Source organism: Methylobacterium sp. (assembly GCF_019745455.1).
GTDB lineage: Bacteria > Pseudomonadota > Alphaproteobacteria > Rhizobiales > Beijerinckiaceae > Methylobacterium.
In genome coordinates this window covers 139,158-164,693 of record NZ_JAIETD010000050.1, presented here as the reverse complement: position 1 = coordinate 164,693, position 25,536 = coordinate 139,158, and the positions used below count along the sequence as shown (strand labels likewise).

The 25,536-nt window shown below is 68.0% G+C and carries 20 protein-coding genes and 1 tRNA gene; 6 read left to right on the top strand and 15 right to left on the bottom strand.

Annotated elements, in window-relative coordinates; all coding sequences use genetic code 11:
- Positions 1–55: 55 nt before the first annotated feature.
- A complete protein-coding gene (gene trxA / locus K2Y56_RS12780) occupies positions 56–376 on the bottom strand; it encodes a thioredoxin (RefSeq protein WP_292507775.1) in 321 nt (106 codons plus the stop codon).
- Between the two features lie 309 nt (positions 377–685).
- Here trxA and K2Y56_RS12775 point away from each other — a divergent pair, with 309 nt between their 5' ends.
- The gene (locus K2Y56_RS12775; RefSeq protein ID WP_292507799.1) at positions 686–1,858 is read left to right on the top strand and encodes a PQQ-dependent sugar dehydrogenase; all 1,173 of its coding nucleotides are present in this window, start codon (positions 686–688) and stop codon (positions 1,856–1,858) included.
- A gap of 3 nt (positions 1,859–1,861) precedes the next feature.
- Here K2Y56_RS12775 and addA read toward each other — a convergent pair whose 3' ends face one another.
- From addA to K2Y56_RS12750, 5 genes are all read right to left on the bottom strand, one after another.
- Positions 1,862–5,317 carry a double-strand break repair helicase AddA gene (gene addA / locus K2Y56_RS12770; protein ID WP_292507773.1) on the bottom strand — a complete coding sequence of 1,152 codons (3,456 nt, stop codon included), beginning with the start codon at positions 5,315–5,317 and terminating at the stop codon, positions 1,862–1,864.
- Between the two features lie 7 nt (positions 5,318–5,324).
- Entirely contained in the window at positions 5,325–8,441 is a 3,117-nt protein-coding gene (addB, locus tag K2Y56_RS12765; protein ID WP_292507770.1) for a double-strand break repair protein AddB, read from the bottom strand.
- A 210-nt stretch (positions 8,442–8,651) separates the two neighbouring features.
- Positions 8,652–9,404 (bottom strand): nucleotidyltransferase family protein, encoded by a 753-nt coding sequence (locus tag K2Y56_RS12760; protein WP_292507768.1) that lies wholly within the window; start codon positions 9,402–9,404, stop codon positions 8,652–8,654.
- A 20-nt stretch (positions 9,405–9,424) separates the two neighbouring features.
- Complete coding sequence (tsaE, locus tag K2Y56_RS12755; RefSeq protein ID WP_292507797.1) at positions 9,425–10,954, bottom strand: tRNA (adenosine(37)-N6)-threonylcarbamoyltransferase complex ATPase subunit type 1 TsaE; 1,530 nt, start codon at positions 10,952–10,954, stop codon at positions 9,425–9,427.
- Positions 10,955–11,113: 159 nt separating this feature from the next.
- A complete protein-coding gene (locus K2Y56_RS12750) occupies positions 11,114–13,609 on the bottom strand; it encodes a PAS domain-containing sensor histidine kinase (protein ID WP_292507767.1) in 2,496 nt (831 codons plus the stop codon).
- A 367-nt stretch (positions 13,610–13,976) separates the two neighbouring features.
- Here K2Y56_RS12750 and K2Y56_RS12745 point away from each other — a divergent pair, with 367 nt between their 5' ends.
- From K2Y56_RS12745 to K2Y56_RS26475, 3 genes are all read left to right on the top strand, one after another.
- Entirely contained in the window at positions 13,977–14,387 is a 411-nt protein-coding gene (locus K2Y56_RS12745; RefSeq protein ID WP_292507765.1) for a hypothetical protein, read from the top strand.
- A gap of 346 nt (positions 14,388–14,733) precedes the next feature.
- Positions 14,734–14,937: a hypothetical protein gene (locus tag K2Y56_RS26480; RefSeq protein WP_366848729.1), complete on the top strand. Its 204-nt coding sequence runs from the start codon at positions 14,734–14,736 to the stop codon at positions 14,935–14,937.
- Entirely contained in the window at positions 14,934–15,425 is a 492-nt protein-coding gene (locus K2Y56_RS26475) for a methyl-accepting chemotaxis protein (RefSeq protein WP_366848727.1), read from the top strand. The genes K2Y56_RS26480 and K2Y56_RS26475 overlap by 4 nt, the downstream gene beginning before the upstream one ends.
- Before the next feature lie 83 nt (positions 15,426–15,508).
- Here K2Y56_RS26475 and ahcY read toward each other — a convergent pair whose 3' ends face one another.
- Positions 15,509–16,909 (bottom strand): adenosylhomocysteinase, encoded by a 1,401-nt coding sequence (ahcY, locus tag K2Y56_RS12735; RefSeq protein ID WP_292507763.1) that lies wholly within the window; start codon positions 16,907–16,909, stop codon positions 15,509–15,511.
- 154 nt (positions 16,910–17,063) lie between these two features.
- Here ahcY and K2Y56_RS12730 point away from each other — a divergent pair, with 154 nt between their 5' ends.
- Positions 17,064–17,738, top strand: coding sequence for a hypothetical protein (locus tag K2Y56_RS12730; RefSeq protein ID WP_292507761.1), 675 nt, complete (start codon positions 17,064–17,066; stop codon positions 17,736–17,738).
- On the opposite strand, the gene K2Y56_RS12725 is transcribed toward K2Y56_RS12730, so the two are convergent.
- Both K2Y56_RS12725 and K2Y56_RS12720 read right to left on the bottom strand, forming a co-directional pair.
- Positions 17,719–19,341 (bottom strand): AMP-binding protein, encoded by a 1,623-nt coding sequence (locus K2Y56_RS12725; RefSeq protein ID WP_292507759.1) that lies wholly within the window; start codon positions 19,339–19,341, stop codon positions 17,719–17,721. The genes K2Y56_RS12730 and K2Y56_RS12725 overlap by 20 nt on opposite strands.
- 10 nt (positions 19,342–19,351) lie before the next feature.
- On the bottom strand, positions 19,352–19,951 hold the full coding sequence (locus K2Y56_RS12720; RefSeq protein ID WP_292507757.1) for a nitroreductase family protein: 600 nt from the start codon (positions 19,949–19,951) through the stop codon (positions 19,352–19,354).
- A gap of 223 nt (positions 19,952–20,174) precedes the next feature.
- Between K2Y56_RS12720 and K2Y56_RS12715 the strand changes: the two genes are divergently transcribed.
- Positions 20,175–20,249, top strand: a tRNA-Gly gene (locus tag K2Y56_RS12715).
- A gap of 242 nt (positions 20,250–20,491) precedes the next feature.
- Here K2Y56_RS12715 and K2Y56_RS12710 read toward each other — a convergent pair.
- From K2Y56_RS12710 to K2Y56_RS12685, 6 genes are all read right to left on the bottom strand, one after another.
- A complete protein-coding gene (locus K2Y56_RS12710) occupies positions 20,492–20,917 on the bottom strand; it encodes a Rieske 2Fe-2S domain-containing protein (protein WP_292507756.1) in 426 nt (141 codons plus the stop codon).
- Positions 20,889–21,593: an ABC transporter ATP-binding protein gene (locus K2Y56_RS12705; protein WP_292507754.1), complete on the bottom strand. Its 705-nt coding sequence runs from the start codon at positions 21,591–21,593 to the stop codon at positions 20,889–20,891. Before K2Y56_RS12705 ends, K2Y56_RS12710 begins: the two co-directional genes overlap by 29 nt.
- Positions 21,586–22,401 (bottom strand): ABC transporter ATP-binding protein, encoded by an 816-nt coding sequence (locus tag K2Y56_RS12700; protein WP_292507752.1) that lies wholly within the window; start codon positions 22,399–22,401, stop codon positions 21,586–21,588. The genes K2Y56_RS12705 and K2Y56_RS12700 overlap by 8 nt, the downstream gene beginning before the upstream one ends.
- Positions 22,398–23,435 carry a branched-chain amino acid ABC transporter permease gene (locus tag K2Y56_RS12695; protein ID WP_292507750.1) on the bottom strand — a complete coding sequence of 346 codons (1,038 nt, stop codon included), beginning with the start codon at positions 23,433–23,435 and terminating at the stop codon, positions 22,398–22,400. The genes K2Y56_RS12700 and K2Y56_RS12695 overlap by 4 nt, the downstream gene beginning before the upstream one ends.
- Positions 23,432–24,304, bottom strand: coding sequence for a branched-chain amino acid ABC transporter permease (locus K2Y56_RS12690; RefSeq protein ID WP_292507748.1), 873 nt, complete (start codon positions 24,302–24,304; stop codon positions 23,432–23,434). Before K2Y56_RS12690 ends, K2Y56_RS12695 begins: the two co-directional genes overlap by 4 nt.
- 84 nt (positions 24,305–24,388) lie before the next feature.
- Positions 24,389–25,534 (bottom strand): ABC transporter substrate-binding protein, encoded by a 1,146-nt coding sequence (locus K2Y56_RS12685; protein ID WP_292507746.1) that lies wholly within the window; start codon positions 25,532–25,534, stop codon positions 24,389–24,391.
- Positions 25,535–25,536: the final 2 nt, after the last annotated feature.

The following is a 25,536-nucleotide window of genomic DNA, read 5'->3' as shown; positions in this document are numbered from 1 at the left end:
CAAAAAAGACCCGGCCATCGGCCGGGCCTTCCAGAGTTCGGGGTCGGCGTCTCGATCAGGCGCTAGCCTGGATCCAGCGCGAAAGATCGCCCTTCGGCGCAGCCCCGACCTTCTGACTGGCGAGCTCGCCGTTCTTGAAGATCAGCAGCGTCGGAATCGATCGGATTCCATATTGCGCCGCAATTCCGGGGTTCTCGTCGACATTGACCTTCGCGATCTTCACACGTCCCTGCAGGTCGGCGGAGATCTCCTCGAGGGCCGGACCGATCTGACGGCATGGGCCGCACCATTCGGCCCAAAAATCCACGACTACGGGCTCGGCGGACTTCAACACATCCTGCTCGAAGCTCGCGTCGGTCACCTTCACCGTCGCCATCACGTCTTCCTTTCACGTTTCGCGAGAGGCCCTCATCTTTTTGGCCACCGCGACTGAGGCGAACTTGGCGACGGGACGCTACGCGGTCAAGGCAATGGTCCATGCATCCTCTGAGTCGCGGTGACGGGACGCACGGCATCCGGCCGGTCAGGGGTCGCAGAGCGGCCCTCTCCGCCCCATGTTCCTGCGCAACGCCGCCCGTGAGCCTGCCCGAAAGCGAGGACGGGGCGCCATCGGCCATCTCGGCCACAGGAGGATACCCCCGACGTGAAGCATCTCGCCCCCATCCTGCTCGCCACCGCGGCCGTCGTGGCATCCGTCAGCGGTTCCCATGCCCAGGCGCCAGCCAGCGCGGAGACCGAGAGCCCGAACACGAGCTACAACCCGGTGCTGCCGGGACAGACCCGCGCGCCGAAGCCGACGACGGCAACAAAGGTCTCGACCGCCACCGCCGTGCAAGGACTCGCCAGCGGCTGGGCCTTCGAGTTCCTCCCCGACGGCCGGATGATCGTGACCGAGAAGGCAGGGACGTTACGAATCGCGTCCAAGGACGGAACGCTCGGCAAGCCGATCACGGGCGTGCCGAAGGTCGATCCCAAGGGTCAGGGCGGTCTCCTCGACGTGGCCCTGAGCCCGAGCTTCGCGTCGGACCGGCTGATCTACCTGAGCTATTCGGAACCCCGCGAGAAGGGCAATGGCACCACGGTGGCGCGGGCGAAGCTCGTCGAGGAGAACGGCGCAGGCAAGCTCGACGACGTGAAGATCGTCTTTCGGCAGACGCCCGCCTATGACGGCGACAAGCATTACGGCTCACGACTGATCTTCGCCGCCGATGGCAAGCTGTTCGTCACGGTGGGCGAACGCTCGGACAAGACGCCTCGCGTACAGGCCCAGGATCTCGCCAGCGGGCTCGGAAAGGTCTTCCGGATCGAACCCGATGGCGGCGTGCCGAAGGACAACCCCTTCGCCGGCAGCGACAAGTCCAAGCCAGAGATCTGGTCCTACGGCCACCGCAACGTACAGGGGATCGCGCTTGATCCCGACGGGCGCGTCTGGACGATCGAACATGGTCCGCGCGGCGGCGACGAGCTCAACCGGCCTCGCGCCGGCCTGAATTACGGCTGGCCCGAGGCGACCTACGGCATCGAGTATGACGGGGGTAAGATCGCCGGCGGCAAGACCCAGGCACCGGGTACGGTTCAGCCGGTCTATTACTGGGACCCGGTCATCGCCCCATCCAGCCTGACCCTCTACCAGGGCACCGTGTTCCCGTCCTGGTCGAACAGCTTCCTCATCGGCGGACTGGTCAGCGGCGGGATCGTCGTGGTGAAGCTCGACGGCGATACCGTCGTGTCCGAGGAGCGGGTTCCGCTCAACGAGCGCATTCGCGACGTCAAGGTCGGACCGGAGGGCGCGGTCTATGCCCTCACGGATGGGCCCGACGGCAAGATCCTGAAGCTGACGCCCGGCTCCGGTACCTGACGTTCAGGTATTCCGATTCGCTAAGGCATCGAGGATGCTCTCCACCGCCGCCTCGTCGAGGCGGCGGATGGTCGGCCCGGAGGTCCAGACCAGCATCGGCAGGATGCGACGCCCCGGATAGATCTGGCGCAGCAGTGCCGCGTAGAGGGCGACCTGCGCCGATTCCGCATCCGGCGGCCCCGAGCCGTCGATGGGCGGGCGGCCCGTCTTGAAATCGGCGAATCGCACGGCATCGTCCGTCACCGAGAGACGGTCGACGCGGCCGAAGACGGTGCGGGGCCGTCCCCCGACGGTCACCTTTCCGGTCAAGGTCACCTCGGCACGGGCCTCGCGGGCAAAGAGCGGCGCAAGATCGGGCTCGTCGATGAGGGCCAAAACGGCCGCGACGATCGCCTCGCGTGCCTGCGGGTCGAGGGCCGGTGCCCGCGCCTGCACGAAGGTCGAGGCCGCCTGCGGACGACGGTCAGGCTCGACGCGCGGCAGGTGCTCCAGCAGGGCGTGAATGAGAAGCCCGCGTCGGCGCGCGCCGGAATCCGGCTGGCGTCGGGCCGGCGCGCGTTGTCCGTCGGCCGCACTGAGCGCGCCGGAAGGACTGACGGGCGGAACGACTTCCGCCTCGGGTGCGGCCGTCGCCTCGAGCCACGACGGCAGTTCAACCCGGTCGGGGCGTGCGCGCTCCGTGGTCAAAGACCCTTCAGCCCTCTCGCCCTGCCGCCAGAGCGTGACGGGGCCGTGGGCCGCCTCATGCGTTTCGCCGGCACCGAAACGGAGTTCGAGGCCGATCCGGATCATCTCGCACCAGGAAGCCGGCGAGGGCACGTCGCGGCCGCGATAGGGCGCGATCACGAGCCTGTCGGCAGCCCGCGTCATCGCGACGTAGAGCAGGCGGTTATGCTCTTCGCGGGCGCGCGCCTGCAGATGGGCGCGGGCAGTGCTGGTCACCGCGCAATCTTGCCCCTTGCTCGACCAGATCGGCGGAAGCGCCGCTCCTGCCTCGGGCAGGTGCAGCAGCGGCGGATCATTGCGGCCCAGAGGCTCGCAGCCGTCGATGACGACGACCAGCGGCGCCTCCAGGCCCTTGGCGCCGTGGACAGTCATGACACGGACCTCGTCGCGTCCCGATTCGAGGTCGCGCTTGACCGTGTGGCCGCCCTCCCCGCGTCCGGGCCTGGCGAGATAGCGCGCCAGGAAGCCGCCGAGCGAAGGTGCGTCGCTGCCCTGCTCGACCTGTGACGCGGCGGAGAGAAACACGTCGATGGCGTCCCCGGCCTCCCCGCCAAGGCGGGAGACCAGCGCCCGCCTCCCGCCATGAGGCCCGAGAATCGCAGCGTAGAACCCGAACGGGCCATGCGCCGCCGCAAGATCGATCCACAGCCTGAGGGCGGCTGCGCCCCGGATCGCGGCGGGGTCACCGGCCGCTTCATGGCGTGCGAGAGCATCTTCCAGCGTCTCGGAAGCGTCGCGCCGGGCGGCGATGCGCACGAGGTCGTCATCGTCCAAGCCGACGAGTGGGGTCTTCAGCGCACTTGCCAGGGTGAGGTCGTCGGCAGGCAGGAGCCCGGCACGGCCCACCGCAACGAGATCGTTGACCGCGATATGGGCGGCGATGTCGAGCCGGTCCTGGCCCGCCACAGGCACGCCCAGTGATTTCATCGACCGGATCACCTCCTCGAAGGCGGCCGAGCGCTTGCGGACCAGGACCAGGATTTCGCCCGGTCGCCAGATCCGGCCGGATTCGTCGCCGGACGTGGTCCAGGCTTTCACCGCCTGGGCGATGCGTCGGGCGGTGACGAGGGCAGGGGCATGGGTCTCCGGCGCATCGACGGGCGCGGCCCAGGCATCGGGCTCGACTTCGTCGGCCGGCTCTGCCACGGGCCAGAGCTCCACCGTGCCGGGTGCCGCACCGCGGGCGCTGGTATGGACGGTGCCGGGGGGGCCAGCGTCGTCGAAGGCGAGGCCTTGATAGTGATCTGCCACCGCGAAGGTCGCATCCACGGCGCCGAGGATGCCGAGGGTCGAGCGGAACGAGAGCTGCAGTTCGACATCCTCGAAGGCGAGGCTCGCCGTCTGCGAGGCGACCCGCCATTCCCGCCGCACCAGCTCGAAGGCACGCGGCTCGGCGCCCTGGAAGCTGTAGATCGACTGCTTCGGGTCGCCGACGGCGAACCGGGTCCGGAAGGGACCGCGCGCGCCTTCCCCCGCCGCGAATTCTGCGGTCACGCGGCGCAGGATCTCCCATTGCTGCGGATTGGTGTCCTGCGCCTCGTCGATCAGGACGTGATCCACGCCGCGGTCGAGCTTGTACAGCACCCAGGCCGAGCCGACCCGCGAGAGCAGGTCGAGGGTCTTGTGGATCAGGTCGTCGAAATCGAGCGCCCCGAGCCGCGCCTTCTGCGCCTCGACCCGGCGATGGATCTCGGCGGCCAGGGTGAAGAGGCTCTCGGTCCTCTCCAGCGCTCGCGCCGCGCGAAGGCTGTCGAGCAGACCCGTCAGTCGGTCGCGCTCGGTCAGCAGCAGCGCCTTGACCTCGCCGGGCACGCCCTTGGTGCCGAGGCTGCGATCGGCTTTGGGCGCACCCTTCTCGGTGAAGAACACCGATTGGTAGAGGGCGAGCGCATCGGGCGTGCCGCGCGCCTCGTGCGCCTCGATCAGCGTATCGGCGAGCTGCTCGTCGGTGCTCTTGCCGGTGCGGAGCCGTTCGGCGAGTCCGGTCCAGTCGTCGAGGCCTTCATCGAGCATCCGCGTCTCGATGGCCTCCACGGTATCGCCGCGCGATAGGCCGAGGCTGACCGAGAGGGCGGCGAACTGTGGCGCCAGCCCGCGCGGGTCGCCGAGGACGTGGCGCGCGCGGATCGCCTGGCGGATCACCTTGCGCAAGGCGTCGCCCGAGGCCTCGGGGCCGACGACGGCGAGGGCCTGCGCGAGTTGCGGAAAGGCGCCGTCGATGGCGTCGGCGAGCACGTTGTCGGTCTCGATGGCGAAGGCCTCGCGCGACTGGTCGTCGTCGAGGACGACGAAGCGGGCGGGCACGTTGGCCTCGAACGGGAACAGGTGGAGGAGCCGCTCGCATAGGGCGTGCAGGGTCTCGATCTTGAGCCCGCCCGGTGTTTCAACGGCGCGCGCGAACAGGCGGCGGGCGAGCCGCAGGGTCTCGCGGCGCGGGCGCTGCCCCATCAGCTCGGCGAGTTCCTCGGACAACGCCGCTTCGTCCAGCGTCACCCAGCGGCCGAGCCGCTGGAACACCCGGATCGACATGTTGGCGGCGGCCGCCTTGGTGAAGGTGAGGCACAGCACCCGGGAGGGCGGGGCGCCGTCGAGGAGCAGCCGCACGACGCGGTCGGTGAGCACCTTGGTCTTGCCCGCTCCGGCATTGGCCGAGACCCAGGCCGAGGCGCGCGGGTCGGCGGCGCGGCGCTGGGCCTCGCGGGTCAGGTCGTCGACGATGAAGACGTGATTCACGGGCCGCCTATTCCTCTTCGGCCGCGAGCGACCATTCCAGCACGCGGGCGAGATGGTCGTACTCGCCGTAGGATTTGGCGTATTTCGGGTAGGGCCGCGAGAAATAGGCTGCATCTCCCGAGAGGAAGCGGGCGAGGAGCCCGCGCAGGCGTGCGGCATGCTCCTCGACGATGTCGTCGATGCTGCGGGCATCGCCCCGGGGAGGCTTCAACGGCAGCGGCTCGAAGGGTTTGCGGCCGCCCGAGGCATGGACGTAGAGGAGGTCCGGCGTGGTCGCGGGCGCGGACACGCCGGTGAAGGATCCGGCCTTGAGCATCGCCGCTTCCAGGGTGAGCTGCGGTGAGAAGCCGGCGAAGACCTCCCTGTTGCTCGGCGGAACCCCGGTCTTGAAATCGACGATGCAGGCGCCGCCGTCGCGGCCGAGTTCGATCCGGTCGGCCCGCGCCCTCAGGGTGACGCTGTCGCGGCCGAGCGGGATCGTCCAGGTACCGGAGACTTCCGGATGGATACGCTGGAGGCCGGGACGGCGCTCCGTTTCCCAGCCGAGGAAACGCGCCGCCATCCGCTCGTAGCGCGGCCACCATTCGGCGTAGAGCTCGGGATAGGTATCGGCGATGGGGCCGAAGGCATCGAGCGCAAGGGAATAGAGCCGCTCGGCGGCATCCTTCGGCATCGCCTCGGGGAAATCCTGAGCGAATTGACCGAGGATGGCGTGAACGAGGGTGCCGCGCTCGGCGGCGCCCGGCATTCCCGCCACCGGCTCGAGCGGTTCAAGGCCGAGCACGTGCCGGGCGAAGATGACGTAGGGATCGCGCACCAGCGTCTCGATCTCTGTAACGCTCAAGGACCGCGGGAACAGGGCAGGATCCGGCCGGGGCTTGGGCTGCGACACCCGCGGTTGGTCCGCCACGGCGGCCGTATCGAGAATCGCCGCATAGGAGACGAAGCGCTCGCCATGCGCCTTCGCGGCAGCCCAATGCGCCTCGCCGACGAAGGCGCGCAAGCGCTGAAGGAAGCGCGAGGGCACCATCGGAGAACTCTCGCGCTTGCCGGCGCGGGTGATCAGGGCATCGCGGCAGCCGAGCGCCTGGACGAAATCGTGGGCGCTCTGGCCGATCCGCCGCTCGGGCGGATTGAGCCCGACCTCCTCGCGCATCGGCCGGTTGAGGAAGGAATCCGTCACCGTCCGGGACGGCCAGACGCCCTCGTCGAGGCCAGCGACGACGACCCGGTCGACGCTCAGAAGACGCGATTCGAGGAGCCCGAGGATGCGAAGGCGCGGATGCGGCGCAGGGCCGCCGCAGGCCACGATCCGCTCGGCGGCGAGCGCAGTGAAGAAGGCCGGATACTCGGTGAAGGCGCCCGGCATCAGGCCGGGCTCGGCCATGCCGAGATCGTCGAACAGGGTGTCGAGAACGTCGAGGGAGCCGTCCTGCGGCATCTCCTCCTCGGGTCCGGCGAGGAGCCGGTCGCAGACAGCGCGATGGCGCACGGACATCTCGACGAGGTTGCCGCGCTCCGGCTCGTCCGGACTGGGGAAATCGGCGAAGGCCTCGATAAGCCGGGCGACGAGGCCGGCGGCGAGGTTCCAGTCGAGGTCGGTCAATCGGCGCTTCGGGCGGGGCCGGCGGCCGGTTGCCGTGTGCTGGTCCTCAAGGGCCTTGGCGATGCCCGAAAAGCCCGGTGCGGGTGCGGGACCGCGCAGCGCGCCGATCTCGAGTGCCGCCGCCGCGCGCACGATATCGGCACGCTGAGATCCCAGACGCACGAACGGATGGGCGAGAAGCGCGATGATCTTCGCCGGCTGAAGGTCGGTCGCGAGTTCGGCCACGAGCCGCGCGAAGCGGCCTGCCTGGCTGCGCGAGAGTGGCTCGCCGGCGGAATCCTCCGCCGTCACGCCCCAGCGGCCGAGTTCGGCCGCAACGCGGATGGCGAGCTTGCGGTCGGGCGTGACGAGGGCGGCGGTGGCGCCGGGAGTTTCGAGGGTCTCTCGCAGGGCGATGGCGGCGATGAGCGCCTCCTCGCGCTCGTCGGCCGCCTCGACGACGGCGATTCCAGTCATGCCCATCGTCGCGAGGGAATCGCGGTCGGACGCGTCGAGCTGCGCCCAGGCGTCGGTGGTCTCGGCCGGGCGCAGGGCCTGGGAGAGCATCGCCGCCCGGGCCGTCGCCTCGGCTGAGGATGTCCCGAGTGCGGCGACGGTCTGGCGGTCGAGGTTCAGGCAGCGATGCCCGAGGAGGCGGTGCAGGACGGCCTGGGGATGGCCGTGCGCGATCGTGCGCTCGGCCCCCTCCCCCCTCTCGATGGCCGCCCAGCCCTCGGCATCGAGGTCGTGGTCGAGGCCCGGCAACACGACGGCGCCGCGCGGCAGCCCGGCAACGGCGGCGATGAGCCGGGCGGTGGCCGGCACCGAACCGGTGGAGCCGGCCACGATCACCGGATCGTCCGGCTTCTCGCGCGTGAGCCGCTCCGACTCGGCCAGCACCATCAGGCGCGAGCGCGCGACAGGATCGCTGAGGCCGCGGCCGGCCAGGATCGCCGGCCAGTTCTCGGCGGCGATCCGAACGAAATCGAGGGTCAGGCCGAAGTAGCGCGAGTATTCGGCCTCGACCGCGCCGGCGATCGCCTCCCAGGGCAACCCCTCGACGGTAAGAGCATCCATCAGCCGTTCGAGGTCGTCGGCCAAAGCCACGGCGTCGGCCGGCGACGAGGGCACGAGGAACGGCACCTCGTCGTCGATCGGCAGCAGGCTGCGGTCCACGGTTTCGGCCCAGGACTGGACGAGGCGCGCCAGGATCAGGCGCCGCTCCAGGGGCGGCATAGCCGGGGCGAGGAGGTCGGGCGCGTTCTCAAGAAGCGGGCTCGTGGCGAGATCGAGCTCGGCCTCATCGGCCTCGCCGAGGGGGATCATTCGCGGCAGGAGCGCGGCACCGCCGAGACGCTCGGCGAGGCAGGCCGAGAGCGCCCGCGCCGAGCGCCGGGTCGGCAGGTAAAAGGTAACGGACGCGAGCGCGAACGGATCGCCGCCGAGGTCGCCGACGAGCCGGCCCTCGATCAGGGCATCGGCCAGGCTCGGCAGGAACGGTGCGCCGGGAGGAATGGTGAAGACGTGGGAGGCGGGCACGGTCTCGGATCGCCTCTGATGTCAGGGCGCGCGAACCCCTATTCGTGCGCGAAGTCGATGGTAGAGCGTTCGAGCAGCTTCAATGGCAGATAGCGACCCAGCCCACGATTTACCAGCAGAACGGCATGGCCAAATGGCCGGTCCAAGCGCTGCATAAGCCCCCAGGCAGCCTAAATTTTTCGGCGACGGCCGGCGGCCGCGCGCCGCACCTCACGGCACCCGCGCGCTCGCCCTCACTCGTTCCTCCGCGGCGGCGATCGCCTCCGGCGTGCCGACATGGAGCCATTGGCCGTCGAGGCGCAGTCCGAACAGGCGCTGCCGTTCGGCGGCGCGGTCGAAGAGCAGGTTGAGGGAGAAGGGCCCGTCCGGCGTCTGCGCGAACAGCTCGGGCTTCAGCACCGCGACGCCGGCATAGATGAAGGGCGCGACATCGCGCTCGCCCCGGCGTTCGAGCCGGCCGTCGGCATCCATCACGAAATCGCCGCGACCCTCGTAGCCGAGGCTTGTCGCGGCCGGTGCGACGAGGAGGAGGACGTCCATCGCATCGGGGCGCCAGGCCGAGATCTGACGGGCGAGATTCGAGCGCGGGCCCTCCAGCCAGAAGGAATCCGAGTTGAAGACGACGAACGGATCGGGTCCGATGAGCGGCAGCGCCTTCTTGATGCCGCCGCCGGTTTCGAGCAGCGCCTCACGCTCGTCGGAGATCGTCACGGCCGGCGGAACGGTCCGGCGCGCCAGATGCGCTTCGACCTGGCTTGCGAGGTGATGGACGTTGACCACGGCCCGCGTGATCCCGCCCTCGGCGGCCCGGTCGAGGGCGTGGTCGATCATTGCCCGGCCCGCGACCTCGACCAGGGGTTTCGGGAGCCTATCGGTGATCGGGCGCATGCGCGTGCCGAGGCCGGCCGCGAGGATGAAGGCGCAAGAGACCGGCGAGGAGACCGGTGGCGTGGTGTTCGACATTAGAGTCCTGCCGTGTCGAATCAGCGGGGGCCGAGCAGCCCCGGCAGGTGCTCCTCGTGCCAGAGGCGCAGCCGCGTCAAGGCCGGATGGGCGAGGTTGCGGGCAAGGTAGCCCTCGATGCGCGGCAGATGAGCGAGATAGCCGGGCTTTCCGTCGCGGCGGTCAAGACGGGCGAAGATGCCGAGGATCTTGGTCGCGCGCTGCGCCGCCAGGATCGCGTAGGCGCGGGCGAAGTCCTCAACGTCGAAATCGGCATCGCGCGCGCGGCGCTCGCGGGCATAGAGGCCAAGCAGCCGCAATTCGAGGTCCGGGCTGGCATCGACGCGGGCGTCCTGCAGGAGGGAGGCGACGTCGTAGGCGGGATGGCCGAGCACCGCGTCCTGGAAGTCGATGACGCCGATGCGCTCGAGGCCCTCGCGTGCCGGCAGCCAGATCAAGTTCGGCGAATGGTAGTCGCGCAGGGTCCAGGTCGGCTGTGCCGGCTCCACACTGCGCAGGACTTCGGCCCAGAGGGCCACGAACTCGGACCGGGCCGGACCGGGCAAGCTCTCGCCACGCATGGCCGGGCAATACCAGTCCGGCAGCAGCTCGGTCTCGAACAGCAGGGCTTCGAGGTCGTAGGGCGGCAGGACATGATCGATGCCGTCGGCCACCGGCAGGACGCCTGGGAGCTGCGTCGCATGGAGCTTGGCGAGGAGCCGCGTCGCCTCGGCATAGCGCTCGGGGCGCGGGCCATTGGCGTCGACGACGGGTTCCGAGCCAAGATCCTCGATGATGAGGAGGCCGTTGGCGAGATCCTCGCCGTAGATCTTCGGCGCCGAGAAGCCCAGGGCGCGCAAGCCCCGGTCGACGCCGACGAAGGCGTGGACGCTCTCTGCAAGCTTGACGATGGCGCTGTAGGGCTTGCCGTTGCGCACCGGTGGCCCGTCAGGGCGCGCCGGCGCGATCATCAGCACCCCCTTGCTGCCGTCCGGCTTCACCAGGCGCTCGTAGGCGCGGGATGAGGCGTCGCCCTGCATCGGGATCCGGGTCGCCTCTTCCCAGCCGGTGCGTTCCATCAGCACCTTCAGGGCGCGGGCACGCTGGAGGCGAGCGCGCATGCCGCCCGTCCCGTCGATCCTGGCGAAGCGGGCGTTGTCACCGAATTGCGGCCGCAGCGAAAGGTCCACGAACAGGATCGGGCCGTCGCGCGATCCCAAGCGTTCCGGCCACTCGACAAGGGTGATCGCATCCTCGGTCATTTCGTCGAAGCCGAGTTCCACCAGTTCGTCGGGGCTGCGCAGGCGATACAGGTCGGCGTGAACGATGGTGCGCCCGCCCCTGACCTCATAGGGTTGAACCAGGGTGAAGGTCGGGCTCGGCACGTCGAGTTCGGGCTCGCCGACGAGTTCGCGAATGATGGCGCGGGCGAGGGTAGTCTTGCCGCCGCCGAGGCCGCCCGACAGCGCGACGAGGTCGCCCGGCATCAGGAGGTCGGCGAGGAAGCGGCCGAGATCCTCGGTCGCACCTTCTTCCGGAAGCATGATCTCCCAGGCCGCCGGCGCTGGCATCTCCGGTGCAGCCGGACCGTGGCCGTCGTCACTCACCGCCGAACCTCCCTGGCCGCCCACGTTCATCGTCACGGCAACGCGCGAGATACACGGATAGCCAAGGATCGTTAACCAATCCCGCCCGCGTCGCTTCCGATCAGGCAAGAAGGATGCAGGCTGTTACTCGGCGGCATCCCGCTGATGGATGGGATCGGCGATCGGGAACGTGCAGATGACGCGAGTGCCTTCGCCCGGCGCCGATTTCAGTGCCACGCGACCGCCATGCAGTTCCACGAAGGAGCGTACGATCGAGAGGCCGAGGCCGACGCCGCGGTGGCGCGTCCCGGACGTGTGGCTTTCGAAACGATCAAAGACACGGGCCGCCACCTCGACCGGCATGCCGCGTCCCTGGTCGATCACCGCCAGGGTCAATTCGTTGTCGCCACGGCTGACCTCGACGCGGACGGTCTGGCCGGGTGCGGAGAAGCCGACGGCATTCGAGAGCAGGTTGAACAGGATCTGGCGGACGCGCTTTCCGTCGGCGACGAAGCTGCCGATGTCGTCGGGGACCGCCAGGTCGAGGGCGATCGCCGATTCGGCGAAACGATCGTCGAGGCCTCGCGCGGCCGCCTCGACGGTGGCGCGGATATCCACGACCTCCCGTGCCAGCTCGAGCGAACCGGCATCGATCGAGGCGAGGTCGAGGATGTCGTTGATCATCACGAGAAGCGAGCCCGACGAGCGCATGATGTGGTCGGAATACTCGCGCTGGCGATCGTTGAGGGCGCCGACGGTCTCGTCGCCGAGAAGCTGGGTAAAGCCGATGATGTTGGTCAGCGGCGAGCGCAGCTCATAGGAGACGTGATGGACGAAGGTGTCGCGCAGGAGCGAGGCGCGCTCCAGGGCGTCGTTCTTCTCCGTCAGGGCGCGCTCGACGTTGACGCTCGCCGTGACGTCGATGAGCGTCAGAAGGGTCGCGCCCTCGGGCAGGGGCTGCGTCGCGCAGTCGAGGACGGTGCCGTCGATGATCTCGAGGCGGCAGGTGAGCCCCGCTCGGGTCTCGAGATCGGTGACGGCGGCGCGGATATCGAGCCAGGGCTCCTCCTCCGGCGAGAGGATGCGGCAGGCCTCGATCACTGCGTCGATCCGCGGCCGTTCAAGCAGCATCTTCGCATCGAGGCGCCAGGCCGTGGCGAAGGCGCGGTTGGCGAAGGTCAGGCGCCCGTCGGCGCCGAACACCGCGACAGGTTCCTTCAGGGTGTCGAGGGTCTCCGCCTGGACCCTCATGAGGGCGTTGTAGCGGGATTCGAGCTTCACGCTCTCGGAAACATCATCGAACAGGTAGGTCAGGCCGCCCTGAGGGTTCGGGTCGGCGATGACGCGCAGCGAACGCCCGTCGGGCAAGTACCACCAGGTCTCGTTCGCCTCCGCCGCCCGGTAGGCGGCGAGCACGTCCGCCTTCCATGACCGGAAATCGGCCTGTTCGGGCAGCTTTCGCATCGACCGGAGATGGTCGAGGATCTCGCCGTCGAGGGGGCGGTTCTCCAGAAAGGCGTGGTCGAGGCTCCAGAGCTGGCGGTAGGCGGCATTATGGAAGATCAGGCGCTGGCGCGCGTCGAACATCGCCACCGCGGTGGGCAACTGGTCGAGGGTGCGGACATTGGCATCCATCTGGCGCTGAAGGTCGGCGCGCACGCTCTCCAGTTCGGAGACGTCGACGGCAATGCCGACGCGGCCGCCCTCGACGACGGACTCGGTGACGTCGAGAATGCGCCGGCCGCCGGCGACGACGGCGGAGAGGCGCATCGCCGCCCGACCGCTGGGCGATCGCGTTCCGTCCTGCCGGGCGATCGCATCGCGCGCGTGACGATCGAGGAGCTCGATGCCATCGACCACGGCGGTCTCGCGGCTCGGCGCCTCGACCGCCTGGACGTAGGCGGAATTGACCCAGGCCAGGGACCCGTCCTTGTCGCGCTGCCAGACGAGCTGCGGAATGGCGTCGAGGAGGCCCGACAGGGCGGCAAGGCCGCGCTTCGCCTCGTCGAGCTTGTGACGCAACTCGTTGAGCTGGCGTCGCTCCTCGCTGGTCTCGCGCAGGCGCAACAGGGCCCGTCCAGCAAGGGCTTGGCCTTGGGCCTCGAAGTAGCGACCGTCCTGCCCGCGCAGCGCCATCCGGAAGCCGGTTCCCCTCTCGCGCAGGCTACGCACAGCATCATCGAGCAGGACAGCGTCGGACGCGACCAGCCATCTCGAAAAGTCGAAGACTCGGGTGGGATCGCCGCCGGAAGGGCTGTCCGTCATGAGGGCGAGCGTCATGTCGCCCTCGATCGTCGGATCGCCGCGGCCGGCCCATGTCACCACGACTTGGCGCTCGGCATTCAGCAGGAGCTCGGCGAGATCGTGTGCTCCACGAAGCCGCGCCACTTCGGCCGCGAGGCCGCCCTCACGCTTGGCCCAGCGCGAGCGTTCCCGCAGATGCAGGAGAGACAGAATCGTCGCGAACACCGTGAGCCCGATCAGGATCGCGAGGCCAGCGGCGTTGTGCGTGTGCTGGACGACGTCGGCGGCCAAGGTCGCCCCGAGGTTCACGGCCAAGGCCGGAACCGGTGCGCCGGCCACACCGACGAGAAGAACCCCGGCGCACACCGTAGGCTGCGCCGCTGCACCGACCCGCATTGTTTCTACCGCCCTCAGGACCCGCCGATGAGACGCCGCCACGCCGCTCCAGCGCCTTCCCGCACGCGGGCTGGCGACTCACCGTGACCGATGAATCAGCCGACACTAGCGCGAGCCGGAATTCTCCCGGAAGTGGATTAAGCTTAACTTTGCATTTTCGGAGCCGTCCGCCGCGAGGTGATTCCGAAAAGACACAACCGCTCTCGACGCCGTGCCAACCGCCTGGCGCTAGCGCCGGCACGCAGGATTGCCCGTTAGGGTACCGCCACTCCAATCAATGGAGAAAAATCGATTATCAAAAAATAATAAATTTTCAGACACATATTATTTATGTTTTTCCCAAATCAGTTTTTAGAATTACTATACGATGATAATCGCTTACGGAATTGGCGGGCGTGTTGTCGCAAGCTTCTACCGCATCACCATCCTGATGATCACCCTCACCGAATCAGTCATTATCCAGATCAGTTCGATTGATCTTGGATTGACAACTGTCAGCGACGTCAACAGCATCAAACAACGCTACACCATCAACTTCCGCGGAAGCGTGCGTGTCCGCGCGACTAGCCTGCCCGACGTTGTCCTGATGGACGACCCCAACAACCTGCAGGACAACGTCAGAGATATCGCGGTGCTGGCCCAACAAGACGAGGCCTCGGCGGTTAAGCTCGATGCGATGCTTGCCCGCAATGGAGCCTTGCCCGAGGAGACCAGCATTATGCTCATGCTCGGATTTTGCGCCATGGCCATGCTCGTCGGAGTTGTCCCAGCATTCTGAGCATCGCCCCGATCAAACGGCTCAATTCCGTCCTCACCCGGATACGCGGGATGGCGGAGGGCAATCTCGACGGATCGCTCCTGAAGGCCGATGGTCGCGACGAGATCCGTGCCATCGTCGATGCTCTCGCCCGTTTCAAGGAGAGTCTACTCGGGTCCTGGGCCATCGAGGCCGCCACGGCGGGGCGTCTCGATGTGGAAGACCAACGCAAGGCTGCGATGCACCAGATGGCGAACAGCGTCGAGCAGGCTGTGGGCAGAGCGCTCGGCACCGTCCCATCGGCTGCTGGAAACCTGCGCCACTCGGCGCAACGTCTGACCGCGACCGCCGACGAGACGGCGCAGCCGTGGCCGCCGACGAAGCCTCCGTCAACGTTGCCACCGTCGCATCGGCGGCCGAGGAGCTCGGCTCGTCGATTCAGGAGATCGCCCGGCAGGTCTCCGGATCGTCGCGGCTTGCCCGGACAGCGGTGTCCGAAGCTACCGAGGCCGCCTCGCTGGTCCAGGATCTGAGCCAGGCCCCTTTCGGATCAGCGACGTCATCGGAGTGATTTCGGCGATCGCCGGACAGACGAACCTTCTGGCGCTGAACGTGACGATCGAAGCGGCCCGCGCCGGCGAGGCGGGACGCGGCTTCGCGGTCGTCGCAGCCGAGGTCAAGGAACTGGCGACCCGTACCGCGCGCGCCACGGACGAGATCACGACCCAGATCAACCGCATCCAGCGTTCGACGAGCCACGCCGTCGAAGCCATCGGCACCATCACCGGGCGAATCAACCAGCTCAGCGATCTTGCCTCGTCGATCGCCGCGGCCGTGGAAGAGCAGGGAGCCGCCACTCAGGAGATCGCCCGAAATGTCGCCCAGGCGGCAGCCGGCACCGGCAAGGCCACCGGCAACATCGCGGGCGTGGCCGGCTCCGCAAAGGAGACTGGCGGTTCAGCCAGCGAGGTCCTGACGCTGGCCACGGCGCTCTCGGGTCAGTCCGAGTGCCTCAGTTCTGAGGTCACTCGCTTCCTCGGCACGATCCGAGTGGCCTGAGACCAAGGCTCACGGCCTGCAATGCAAGAAGGCCCGGCGGTGACGCCGGGCCTTCTTCGTTGTGGGGGCGCTGCCGCGACCGGTCAGTAGCGGTAGTGATCCGGCTTGAACGGGCCGGTCTCCGAGACGCCGATATAGGCAGCCTGGTCGGGGCGGAGCTTGGAGAGCTTCACGCCGATCTTCTCGAGGTGGAGCATGGCCACCTTCTCGTCGAGGGCCTTCGGCAGCGTGTAGACCTGACGCTCGTACTTGCCCGGATTGGTCCAGAGTTCGATCTGGGCCAGGGTCTGGTTGGTGAAGGAGGCCGACATCACGAAGGATGGGTGGCCGGTGGCGTTGCCGAGATTCACCAGGCGCCCCTCCGAGAGGAGGATGATGCGGTGGCCGTCCGGGAAGGTGATCTCGTCCACCTGCGGCTTGATGTTGGACCACTTCATGTTCTTCAGGCCGACGACCTGAATCTCGTTGTCGAAGTGACCGATGTTGCAGACGATCGCACGGTCCTTCATGGCCCGCATGTGATCGATCGTGATGATGTCCTTGTTGCCGGTGGCGGTGACGAAGATGTCGGCGCGCGGTGCCGCGTCCTCCATCGTCACGACCTCGTAGCCTTCCATGGCGGCCTGGAGGGCGCAGATCGGGTCGATTTCCGAGATCAGAACGCGGCAGCCGGCATTGCGGAGCGAAGCGGCCGAGCCCTTGCCGACGTCGCCGAAGCCGGCGACCATGGCGACCTTGCCGGCCATCATCACGTCGGTGCCGCGGCGGATACCGTCGACCAGCGACTCCTTGCAACCGTAGAGGTTGTCGAACTTCGACTTGGTGACGGCGTCGTTCACGTTGATCGCCGGGAAGAGCAGCTTGCCCTCCTTGGCGAGGTTGTAGAGTCGGTGAACGCCGGTGGTGGTCTCTTCCGAGACGCCCTTGATCGAGTCGGCGAGACCGGCGAACCAGCCCTTCGGCTTGTCGGCGAGCTTCTTCTTGAGAAGCGCGAAGAAGACCTCCTCCTCCTCCGATTCCGGCTTGTCGAGGAAGGCGGTGTCGCCGTTCTCGGCGCGCAGGCCCAAATGGACGAACATCGTGGCGTCGCCGCCATCGTCGAGGATCATGTTCGGCATGCCGCCGTCGTGCCAGTCGAACAGCTTCGAGGTGTAGTCCCAGTACTCCTCCAGCGTCTCGCCCTTGATGGCGAAGACGGGGATGCCGGCAGCCGCGATGGCGGCGGCAGCGTGGTCCTGGGTCGAGTAGATGTTGCAGGAGACCCAGCGGATGTCGGCGCCGAGAGCCTTCAGGGTCTCGATCAGCACCGCGGTCTGGATCGTCATGTGCAGCGAGCCGGCGATCTTGGCACCCTTGAGGGGCTGCGACGGGCCGTATTCCTCGCGCGTGGCCATCAGACCCGGCATCTCGGTCTCGGCGATCGAGATCTCCTTGCGGCCGTACTCGGCGAGGCTGATGTCCTTGACGATGTAATCCTGGGCCATTGCGTTGCGTGCTCCGTCTCTCGTTGCGTCTCGGCCTGAGCCTGTAGCAGGCGATCGGATAGGAAGCAATCAAGACATAAAGATGTCTTTATGCGAATTTTGAGGCTGGCCGGACGGGCGTCGGCGGTCTCGGGGAGATGAGAGGGAGACGACGATGGGTCAGTTCACCGAAGAGATGCGCGCACGCCTGCCGCGCGGATTCACTCTGCCGCAGGAGATCGCCGCCCTGTTCGACTGGATCGAGGAGCGAGGGCTCCTCCACGAGAGTCGACGCGTGCCGGGCGAACGATTCGGAACACTCCAACCTCTGGAGGAACCCTATCGCGGCGCGGTCGTCCTGTTCAGGGTCGAGAGCGAGGAGGAGGCCCGAGCCTATGCGGTGGCTTGGTTCGGAGACGCCAATGCGGCCACTCGCGTCGTACCCTTCGCCAGAACGGGTGCGGACGGTTCCTACGCCGCGTTCTGGCTCGACGACGAGGGGCGCCAACGCATCGTGCATCTCGGCTCCGAAGGCGACGGCCTATGCGTTCTGGGGAACGAACCGCTCGACTTCCTGCGGCTGCTCGCCATCGGCCACAACGAACTCGGCTCCGGTCTCGCAGACCCTCACACACCGCCGGTCGATGAACCCGACTACGCCATGGAGGTCGACAATCCGCCCTTCCGCGAGTGGCTGACGAGCACCTACGGCGTCACGATCCCCAAGACGATTTCGCAGATCGTACCGGCCCCGCCCGATAGTTTCGCAACGACGAGCGACGACCCGTTCTGGCAGTGGGTACGACGCCGGCAGGAGCGGAGGGACGGCGTCAGCCCGCCTCGTCCCTGAGTCGACGCCGGATGATCTTGCCCGTCGTCGTCATCGGAAGGCTGTCCCGGAACGCGATTTCCCGCGGGTATTCATGCGCCGAGAGCCGCTCGCGCACGAAGGCCTGGATCTCGGCGGCCAGGGCGTCGGAGGCCGAGAACCCTTCGCGCAGGACCACGAAGGCCTTCACGATCTCGGTGCGCAGGGGATCGGGCTTCCCCACCGCCGCGGCGAGCGCCACGGAGGGATGGCGAAGCAGGCAATCCTCGATCTCGGTGGGGCCGATGCGGTAGGCCGCCGAGGTGATGAGGTCGTCCTCGCGCCCGACGAAATGGACGTAGCCGTCTGCGTCGCGCCGGGCGGTGTCACCGGTGAGCATCCACTCGCCGCGGAACTTGGCGTCCGTCGCCACCGGCTGGTTCCAATATGCCAAGAACATCACCGGGTCGGGCCGTGCGACGCAGATCTCACCCGTCTCGTCGACATCCGCCTCGCTGCCATCCGCCCGCAGGATCGCCACGCGATGGCCGGGCACCGGTCGCCCGGTCGAACCAGGCCGCGCGATCCCGGCGGCGCGGCAGGAGGCGAGGACGAGGTTGCACTCGGTCTGGCCGTAGGCCTCGCCGATGGTGAGGCCGAGTTGGTCCCGCGCCCACGCGAAGGTCTCCGGGCCGAGGGCCTCGCCAGCCGAGGCGATGTTGCGCAATCCCGACAGGTCGAAGCGGCCGCGCGGATCGGGCACGGCGCGCAGCATCCTGAGGGCGGTCGGCGGAAGGAACACGTTGGTGATGCCGAGATCGGCGATGAGCTTGAACGCGCCTTCCGGCTCGAACCGTGCCGTGGAGCGGGCCACCACGGGCACGCCATGTTGCAGGCTCGGCATCAGCACGTTGAGGAGGCCGCCGGCCCAAGCCCAATCGGACGGCGTCCACATCAGGCTCCCGTCCGTCGGAGGAAAATCGTGCATCATCGACCAGCCCGGCAGGTGGCCGAGCAGGACCCGATGGGCATGAAGCGCGCCCTTCGGGGGGCCGGTCGTGCCGGAGGTGTAGATCATCAGGGCCGGATCGTCGGCGGCGGTGTCCGCGGCCACGAAACCATCGGGCTCGGCGGCGATCAGGTCGCACCAAGCCAGGGCGCCATCGCCCGCCCCGTCGGTGGAGACGAGACAGGTCAGGTCCGGGAGCGCGTCGCGCAGCGCCGCGACCTTGGCGAGACCGGGCTCATCGGTGATGAGGGCCCGCGCCCCGGCATCGCCAAGCCGGTACTGCAAGGCCTCGGGCCCAAACAGGCCGGCGAGGGGCAGCGCGATCGCACCGAGCTTGTAGGCGGCCGCATGGGCAACGACGACCGCGGCCGATTGCGGCAGCAGCACGCCGATACGGTCGCCCGGAGCGATGCCGAGCCTGCGCAAGGCCGCAGCGAGTCGGTCGGAATTCCGCTTGAGGGTTCCGAAATCCACCGGCGCGACGCTCCCGTCCGCCGCCACTTCGAGGATGGCGGTGCGGCCGGGTTGGGTCACGGCCCAGCGGTCGCAGATATCGGCGGCGATGTTGTAGCGCTCCGGGATCTTCCATTCGAATCCGGAATTCAGGGTGCCGTCGGCTTGGACGAGGTCGAGCAACGCCGAAGGCTCACGCTGCCGGGGATTTGAAGCCGCCGGCGAAGGCGAAATCGGTGATCGGCCGCCGGCCGTTCGGCGTCTCCTTCGGCAGTTGTTCCGGTGTGAGCTCGGCCCGCGGCACCGCGCGCCCGACGGCGTAGGCGGCCTCGACACGGTGGTTCAAGGGTACGTTGAGTACGCTGATCGCCCGCTCGCGGTCGAACCCGCCCATGCCGTGGGCGTGCCAGCCCTGGCGGATGGCCTGGAGCTGGAAATTCGCCGAGGCCGCGCCGGCATCGAGGGAATGGCTCCATGAGGGCTTGAGCTCGTCACCGGCCTTCATCATCGAATTGGACACAAGGAACACGATGGCGCCGGTATCCTTCACCCATTTCTGATTGCCGGGCACCAAGAGGTCGAAGAAGACGTCCCAATGGGCCGTGTCCCGCAAGGCATAGAGGAACCGCCATGGCTGCGAGTTGTACGATGAGGGCGCCCAGCGCGCCGCCTCGAACATCCGCATCAGTTCGGCCTCGGGCACCGCCTCGCCGGTGAAGGCGCGCGGCGACCAGCGCTCGATGAACAGCGAATCGATGTCGTGGTCGGGCGCGCGGGAAGGGCTGGCTGTCACGGGGTCGATCTCCGTAAAGAGGCAGAGCGGTCGATCGGTTCGATGCTCCGAAGGACGGCATGCACGAGGAAAGACCCGAAGTGCAAATCCCTCCGCAGCCGCAGGAGGCGCGTCGGAAATCTGGTGAGCGCGACCGGCTGATCCCGGCAATTCCACGTCCATATGCAGCGGCACCCCGCAAGGGGTGGACAACGCCGCGCCGACCCAATAGCCATGGGCAAGCGCGGGCGTAGTTCAGTGGTAGAACGTCAGCTTCCCAAGCTGAATGTCGTCGGTTCGATCCCGATCGCCCGCTCCAACCGCTTCAATGATTTACGGCGCCTGACGGGACGGTCCGCTTTGGTTGAGGGTCATGGCGCTGTCGTGCCGTCCGGCCCCGCTCAGGCATAAGCCCGGCTCCAGGCGAGCCGAACGATCGCATCCTAGAGGCCATCGGTAAGTCGCGCTCTCGCCATGCCAAGGCTGAGAACATTGCTACGTACCGTTCCGTGAAGCGCATTGAACCAGACCCGGAGGCGCAACCGCCGGCCGGGGTCAGGCTCAGACATGACCATTCGCTCGATCCTGGGCCGAATCCGCCGCGCTGCAGGCTTCGGTCGGCTTCGGCGATGGCGGGCCGTCGTCCATCGAGAGCCAGAGACCGTCGGGCGTCGCACGGACGGAAAACAAACGAAGGGCGCGGAACGACCACCCGGCTGAGACCGATCCGTCTCGAAGGTCGAAGGACGCGAGGTGTCGCGGGCAGAACAGCCGTCCGTCCGTGCAACGGCCGAGCGTGAGGTCGGCGCCCTCGTGCGGGCAGGCGCGCTCCACAGCGAGGATGCGGTCGCCGTCCCGCAGGAGGATCAGGGGCTTGCGTCCCACGACGATCGGCATCAGGTCGCGGTCGCCGAGGAGGTTGGTGGGACCGAGATGGATCCAGCCTGCACGCTCCGCCTCAGCCACCGAGATAGGCTTGCCGCACATGAGGATCGGCGATCAGCACCTCGCCGCTGCCTTCGAGAACGATGCGGCCGGTCTCGATGAGATAGGCGTGGTCGCAGAGTTCGAGGGCCGCGAAGGCGTTCTGCTCGACCAGCAGGACGGTGGTGCCTGAATCGCAGATCGACCGGATCACCGCGAACATCCGCTCGACGATGTTGGGGGCGAGGCCCAGCGACGGCTCGTCGAAGAGCACGAGCCTGGGGCGCGCCATCAGGGCGCGTCCGATCGCCAGCATCTGCTGCTCGCCGCCCGAGAGCGTGCCGGCGGCTTGGTTTTGGCGCTCCGCGAGCCGCGGGAACTCGCCGTAGATGCGATCGAGATCCGTCGCGACCCCTGCCCGGTCGCGGCGCAGATACGCGCCCATGGCGAGGTTCTCGGCAACGCTCATCTGCGGGAAGACGCGCCGTCCTTCGGGGCAAAGCGCGATGCCCTCGGCCAGGATGCGGCGGGGCTCGGCACCCGCGATGTCGCGGCCCTTGAACCGGATCTCGCCGGAGCGGACCGGCACCAGTCCCGAGATTGCCCGCAACGTCGTGGATTTGCCGGCGCCGTTGGCCCCGACGAGGGCGACGAGCTGGCCCTCGCGCACCTCGATGGTGAGGCCCTTGAGGGCGGTGACGTGGCCGTAGCCGCAGACGAGGTCGCGGATCTCAAGCATCGGCCGGTTCCTGCGCCTCTGCGGCGGCTCGGCGCGCGGCGCTCCCCTGGCCGAGATAGGCCTCGATCACGGCGGGATCGCTGCGGATCCCGGCCGGCGGTCCCTCGGCGATCAGGCGGCCATAGTTGAGGACGACGATGCGGTCCGAGACCTCCATGACCATCGGCATGTCGTGCTCGACGAGCAGAATGGTGACGCCGCGCTCCCGGATCTGCCGGATCAATCGCACGAAGACCTGCGTCTCCGAGGCGTTCATGCCCGAGACCGGCTCGTCGAGGAGAAGCATGGCGGGCTCGGTGGCGAGCGCAAGGGCGACGCCGACAAGTCGCTGTTCGCCATAGGCCAACGCGCCGGCCTTCTCCTGCGAGCGCTCCGAAAGCCCGACCCAGTCGAGCAGTTCCTCCGCACGGGCGCGCAGGCGCCGCTCGGCCGCACCGGCACGGCCGATCAGCGCGTCGAAAAGCGGCGCGCGGCTCGCCTGCGCGCCCTTCCGATGCAGGCCGATCATCACGTTGTCGAAGACCGTGTCGTCGGGAAAGACGCTGGTGCGCTGGAAGGTTCGGGCAAGGCCGAGCCGGGTGATCTCGTGCGACGGAAGACCGGTCAGGCCGGTGCCGCGGAAGCGGACCTCGCCCTGGCTGGGTTTGAGAAAGCCGGTCATCACGTTGAAGGCGGTGGTCTTGCCCGCGCCGTTCGGTCCGATCAGGCTGACGATCTCGCCCTCGCGGACATCGAAATGCAGGTCCGCGATGGCGACGAGGCCGCCGAAGCGCACCCCGACATGCTCGACCGAGAGGATCGGGCTCATCGCGGCACCGCCGGGCTGGCTTCGAGGACGGGGACGGAGCGGGTCGAACGGAGGCGGGCGAGGAGCACCGACACCCCCGGTACGATGCCTTTCGGCATCACGAACAGGATCGCGATCAGGACGATCCCGTAGACCATCCACTGGGCTTCCGGCGCCATCACCGGACGGAGCGCCACCGGCAGCAGACCGAAGATCAGGCCGCCGACGACCGGGCCGAGCAGCGTGCCCTTGCCGCCCGCCACCACCATGATGACCATCGTCACGGTCGTGGCGAACTGGAAGATATCGGGGTCGATGATGCGCAGGTAATGCGCGTAGAGGCTGCCCGCCGCGCCCGCCATCGCGGCCGAGATCACCGTCGCGATGGTGAGCGTTCGGGCGGCGTTGATCCCGACCGAGAGGGCGAGGGATTCGTTCTCCTTGAGGCCCCGCATCGCACGGCCGAAGCGGGAGCCGACGAGGCGCGCGATGATGAGGTAGCAAAGCGTGCCGGTGCCCAGCACGAGATAGTAGTTCTGCAGCTTGGTCCTGAGCGTCCAGGTGCCGAGACCGGGAATGCCGAGTGTGACCGCCGGGATGTTCGTGAGTGCCAGCGGCCCCTGCGTCAGCTCCACCCAGTTCAGAGCGACGAGCCTGACGACCTCGGCGAAGGAGACCGTGACGATCACGAAATAGGCGCCGCGCACGCGGAAGGAAAGGCGGCCGATCAGGTAGCCGCAGGCGCCCGCCGCAAGGATTCCGAGCAGGACGCCGATCGCCGCCGGCCAGGGCTCATGCACGATCCGATAGCCGAAACCGATCTCGACGTCGAAACCGAGGCTCGTCAGGGCGCTGACATAGGCGCCGATGCCGAAGAAGGCGATATGGCCGAGGCTGAGCTGCCCGGTGAACCCGAGAAGCAGGTTCAGGCTCATGGCACCGATGGTCAGGATGCCCGTGGTGATGAGCGCATTGAGCACATAGGGGCTGGAGCCCAGCGCCAGCGGCAGGACGACAAGGCCCGCGAGGAGCGCGATCGGGAGGAGCCGGCTCATCCGATGCGCTCCGCTTTCGCGAAAAGGCCGGTCGGCTTGTAGAGCAGCACCGCGATGATGATCAGGAAGCCCATGGCGTCCCGGTAGCCGGATGAGACGTAGCCGGCGCCGAGTTCCTCGGCGAGCGCCAGAATGAAGCCGCCGATGGCCGCCCCCTTGAGGTTGCCGAGGCCGCCGAGGATCACGATGGCGAAGGCCTTCAGCTCGGCGAGCCCTCCCATCTGCGGGAAGACGACGTAGACGGGACCGAGCAGGGCGCCGGCCGCGGCGGCGAGAGAAGATCCTATCGCGAAGGTCGCGGTGTAGACGAGGCGGACGTTGACGCCCATCAGAGCCGCCGTATCGGCGTCCTGGAAGGCCGCCCGCATGGCGAGCCCGAGCCTCGTCCGGTTGATGAGCGCGTAGGTGATCGCGATCAGGGCGAGCGCCGCGCCGAGCACGAACAGACGCAACCAGGAGACCGAGACCGGGCCGATGTCGAGCGGCGCCTCCGGGAAGGGCGAGGGGATCGCCTTGGCGACGCCGCCGAAAATCCAGAGCGTCGCGGATTGCAGGACGATGCCGGCGCCGATCATCACCAGCATGGTGGTGTCGATGTCCGAGCCCCGGAACGGGCGCAGCAGAAGCAGCTCGATCGCGGCCCCGAACAGAAGGCCGCCGAGGATCGCCACGGGAAGCGCCAGGAAGAAGTTCAGGCCGAGCGCGGCGACCGAGAGATACATGAGGTAGGCGCCGACCGTGTAGAGGGCGCCGTGGGTGAAGTTCACGACGTTCATGATCCCGAAGATCAGGGTCAGCCCGATCCCCAGCAGGGCGTAGGTGCCGCCGAGAATGAGCGTGTTGACGAGGTGCTGGATCAGCTGGTCCATGGTCGTCTCCTCGCAGATGTCGTGCCCGGCTTATCGAAGGGCCGGGCCGCCAGGCGGGCGGGCGGTTCGTCGCTATGCGGCACCTCACAAAGCCGGCACGACGACGCGGCCGTCCCTGATCTCGATGAGGTAGACGTCGGGCTTGCTCTGCCCGCTCTCCTTGCCGGCGGGACCGGCCTTGGCGAAGCGGATCGGGCCGTTGAGGCCGGTGAAATCCACCGACCAGAACGCCTTGGTGATCGCCGCAGGCTCGGCCGAGCCGGCCTTCTCGATGGCCTTCGCGATCGCGCGAATGCCGTCGTAGCCGCGGAAGCTCTCGGTGACGCCCGCGAACTGGAAGCCGCGCTTCATCCACTCGGCGATGAAGCTCGCCGTGGCCTTCGGGTCGGGTGTCTTCTCCGGCAACCAGGGGAGGAAGGTGGTGAGGTGCATGGTGCCCTCGGCGGCCGTGCCCGCCTGGGCGATGATCTGGTCGGGGTTTTGCGAGCCGCCTGTGGTGATGACGCGCTTCTTCAGGCCGATCGCCGACATCTGCTTGAAGAGAAGCACGAGCTGGTCGACCGCGCTGGTGATCATGATGGTGTCGCTGTCGGAGGCCTTCAGCTTGGCGAGCTGGGCGCTCATGTCCTGCGCGCCCTGGTCCATGGTCTCGACGAAGCCGACCTGAACGCCCTTCTCCTTGAGCATCTTGCCGAAATCGGCCGCCGCGCCACGGCCGAAATCGTTGTTGAGCACCAGGAAGTCGACCTTCTTCAGCCCGAGCTTGGCGACCGTCGGCGCGAAGGTCTCGGCCTCCAGCGCGGAGGGCGGCGAGATGCGGAAGACGTAAGGATTGCCCGAGGTGGTGATCTTGCCCGACGAGGAGGTCTCGACCAGCATCGGCACCTCGTAATCGGCGAGCTTGGGCATCACCGCCAGCGTCAGGCTCGATCCCCAGGCGCCCATCATCACCGGGGTCTTGTCGCTGGTGATCAGCTTCTCGGCCACCGCCGCGGCCTCGGTGGGATTGCTCTTGTTGTCCTCGACGACGAGTTCGAGCTTCTTGCCGAGCACGCCGCCCTTCGCATTGATCTCGTCGGCGGCGATCCTGGCACCGTTGACCACGTAGGTGCCTGAGGCGGCGAAGGCGCCGGTGAGCGGCTCGTTGACGCCGATGCGGATCGTGTCCGCATGCGCCGTCGTCGCGAGGGCCAGCAGGATCGCGGTGGTGAGGGTGAACCTGCTCGGCATTG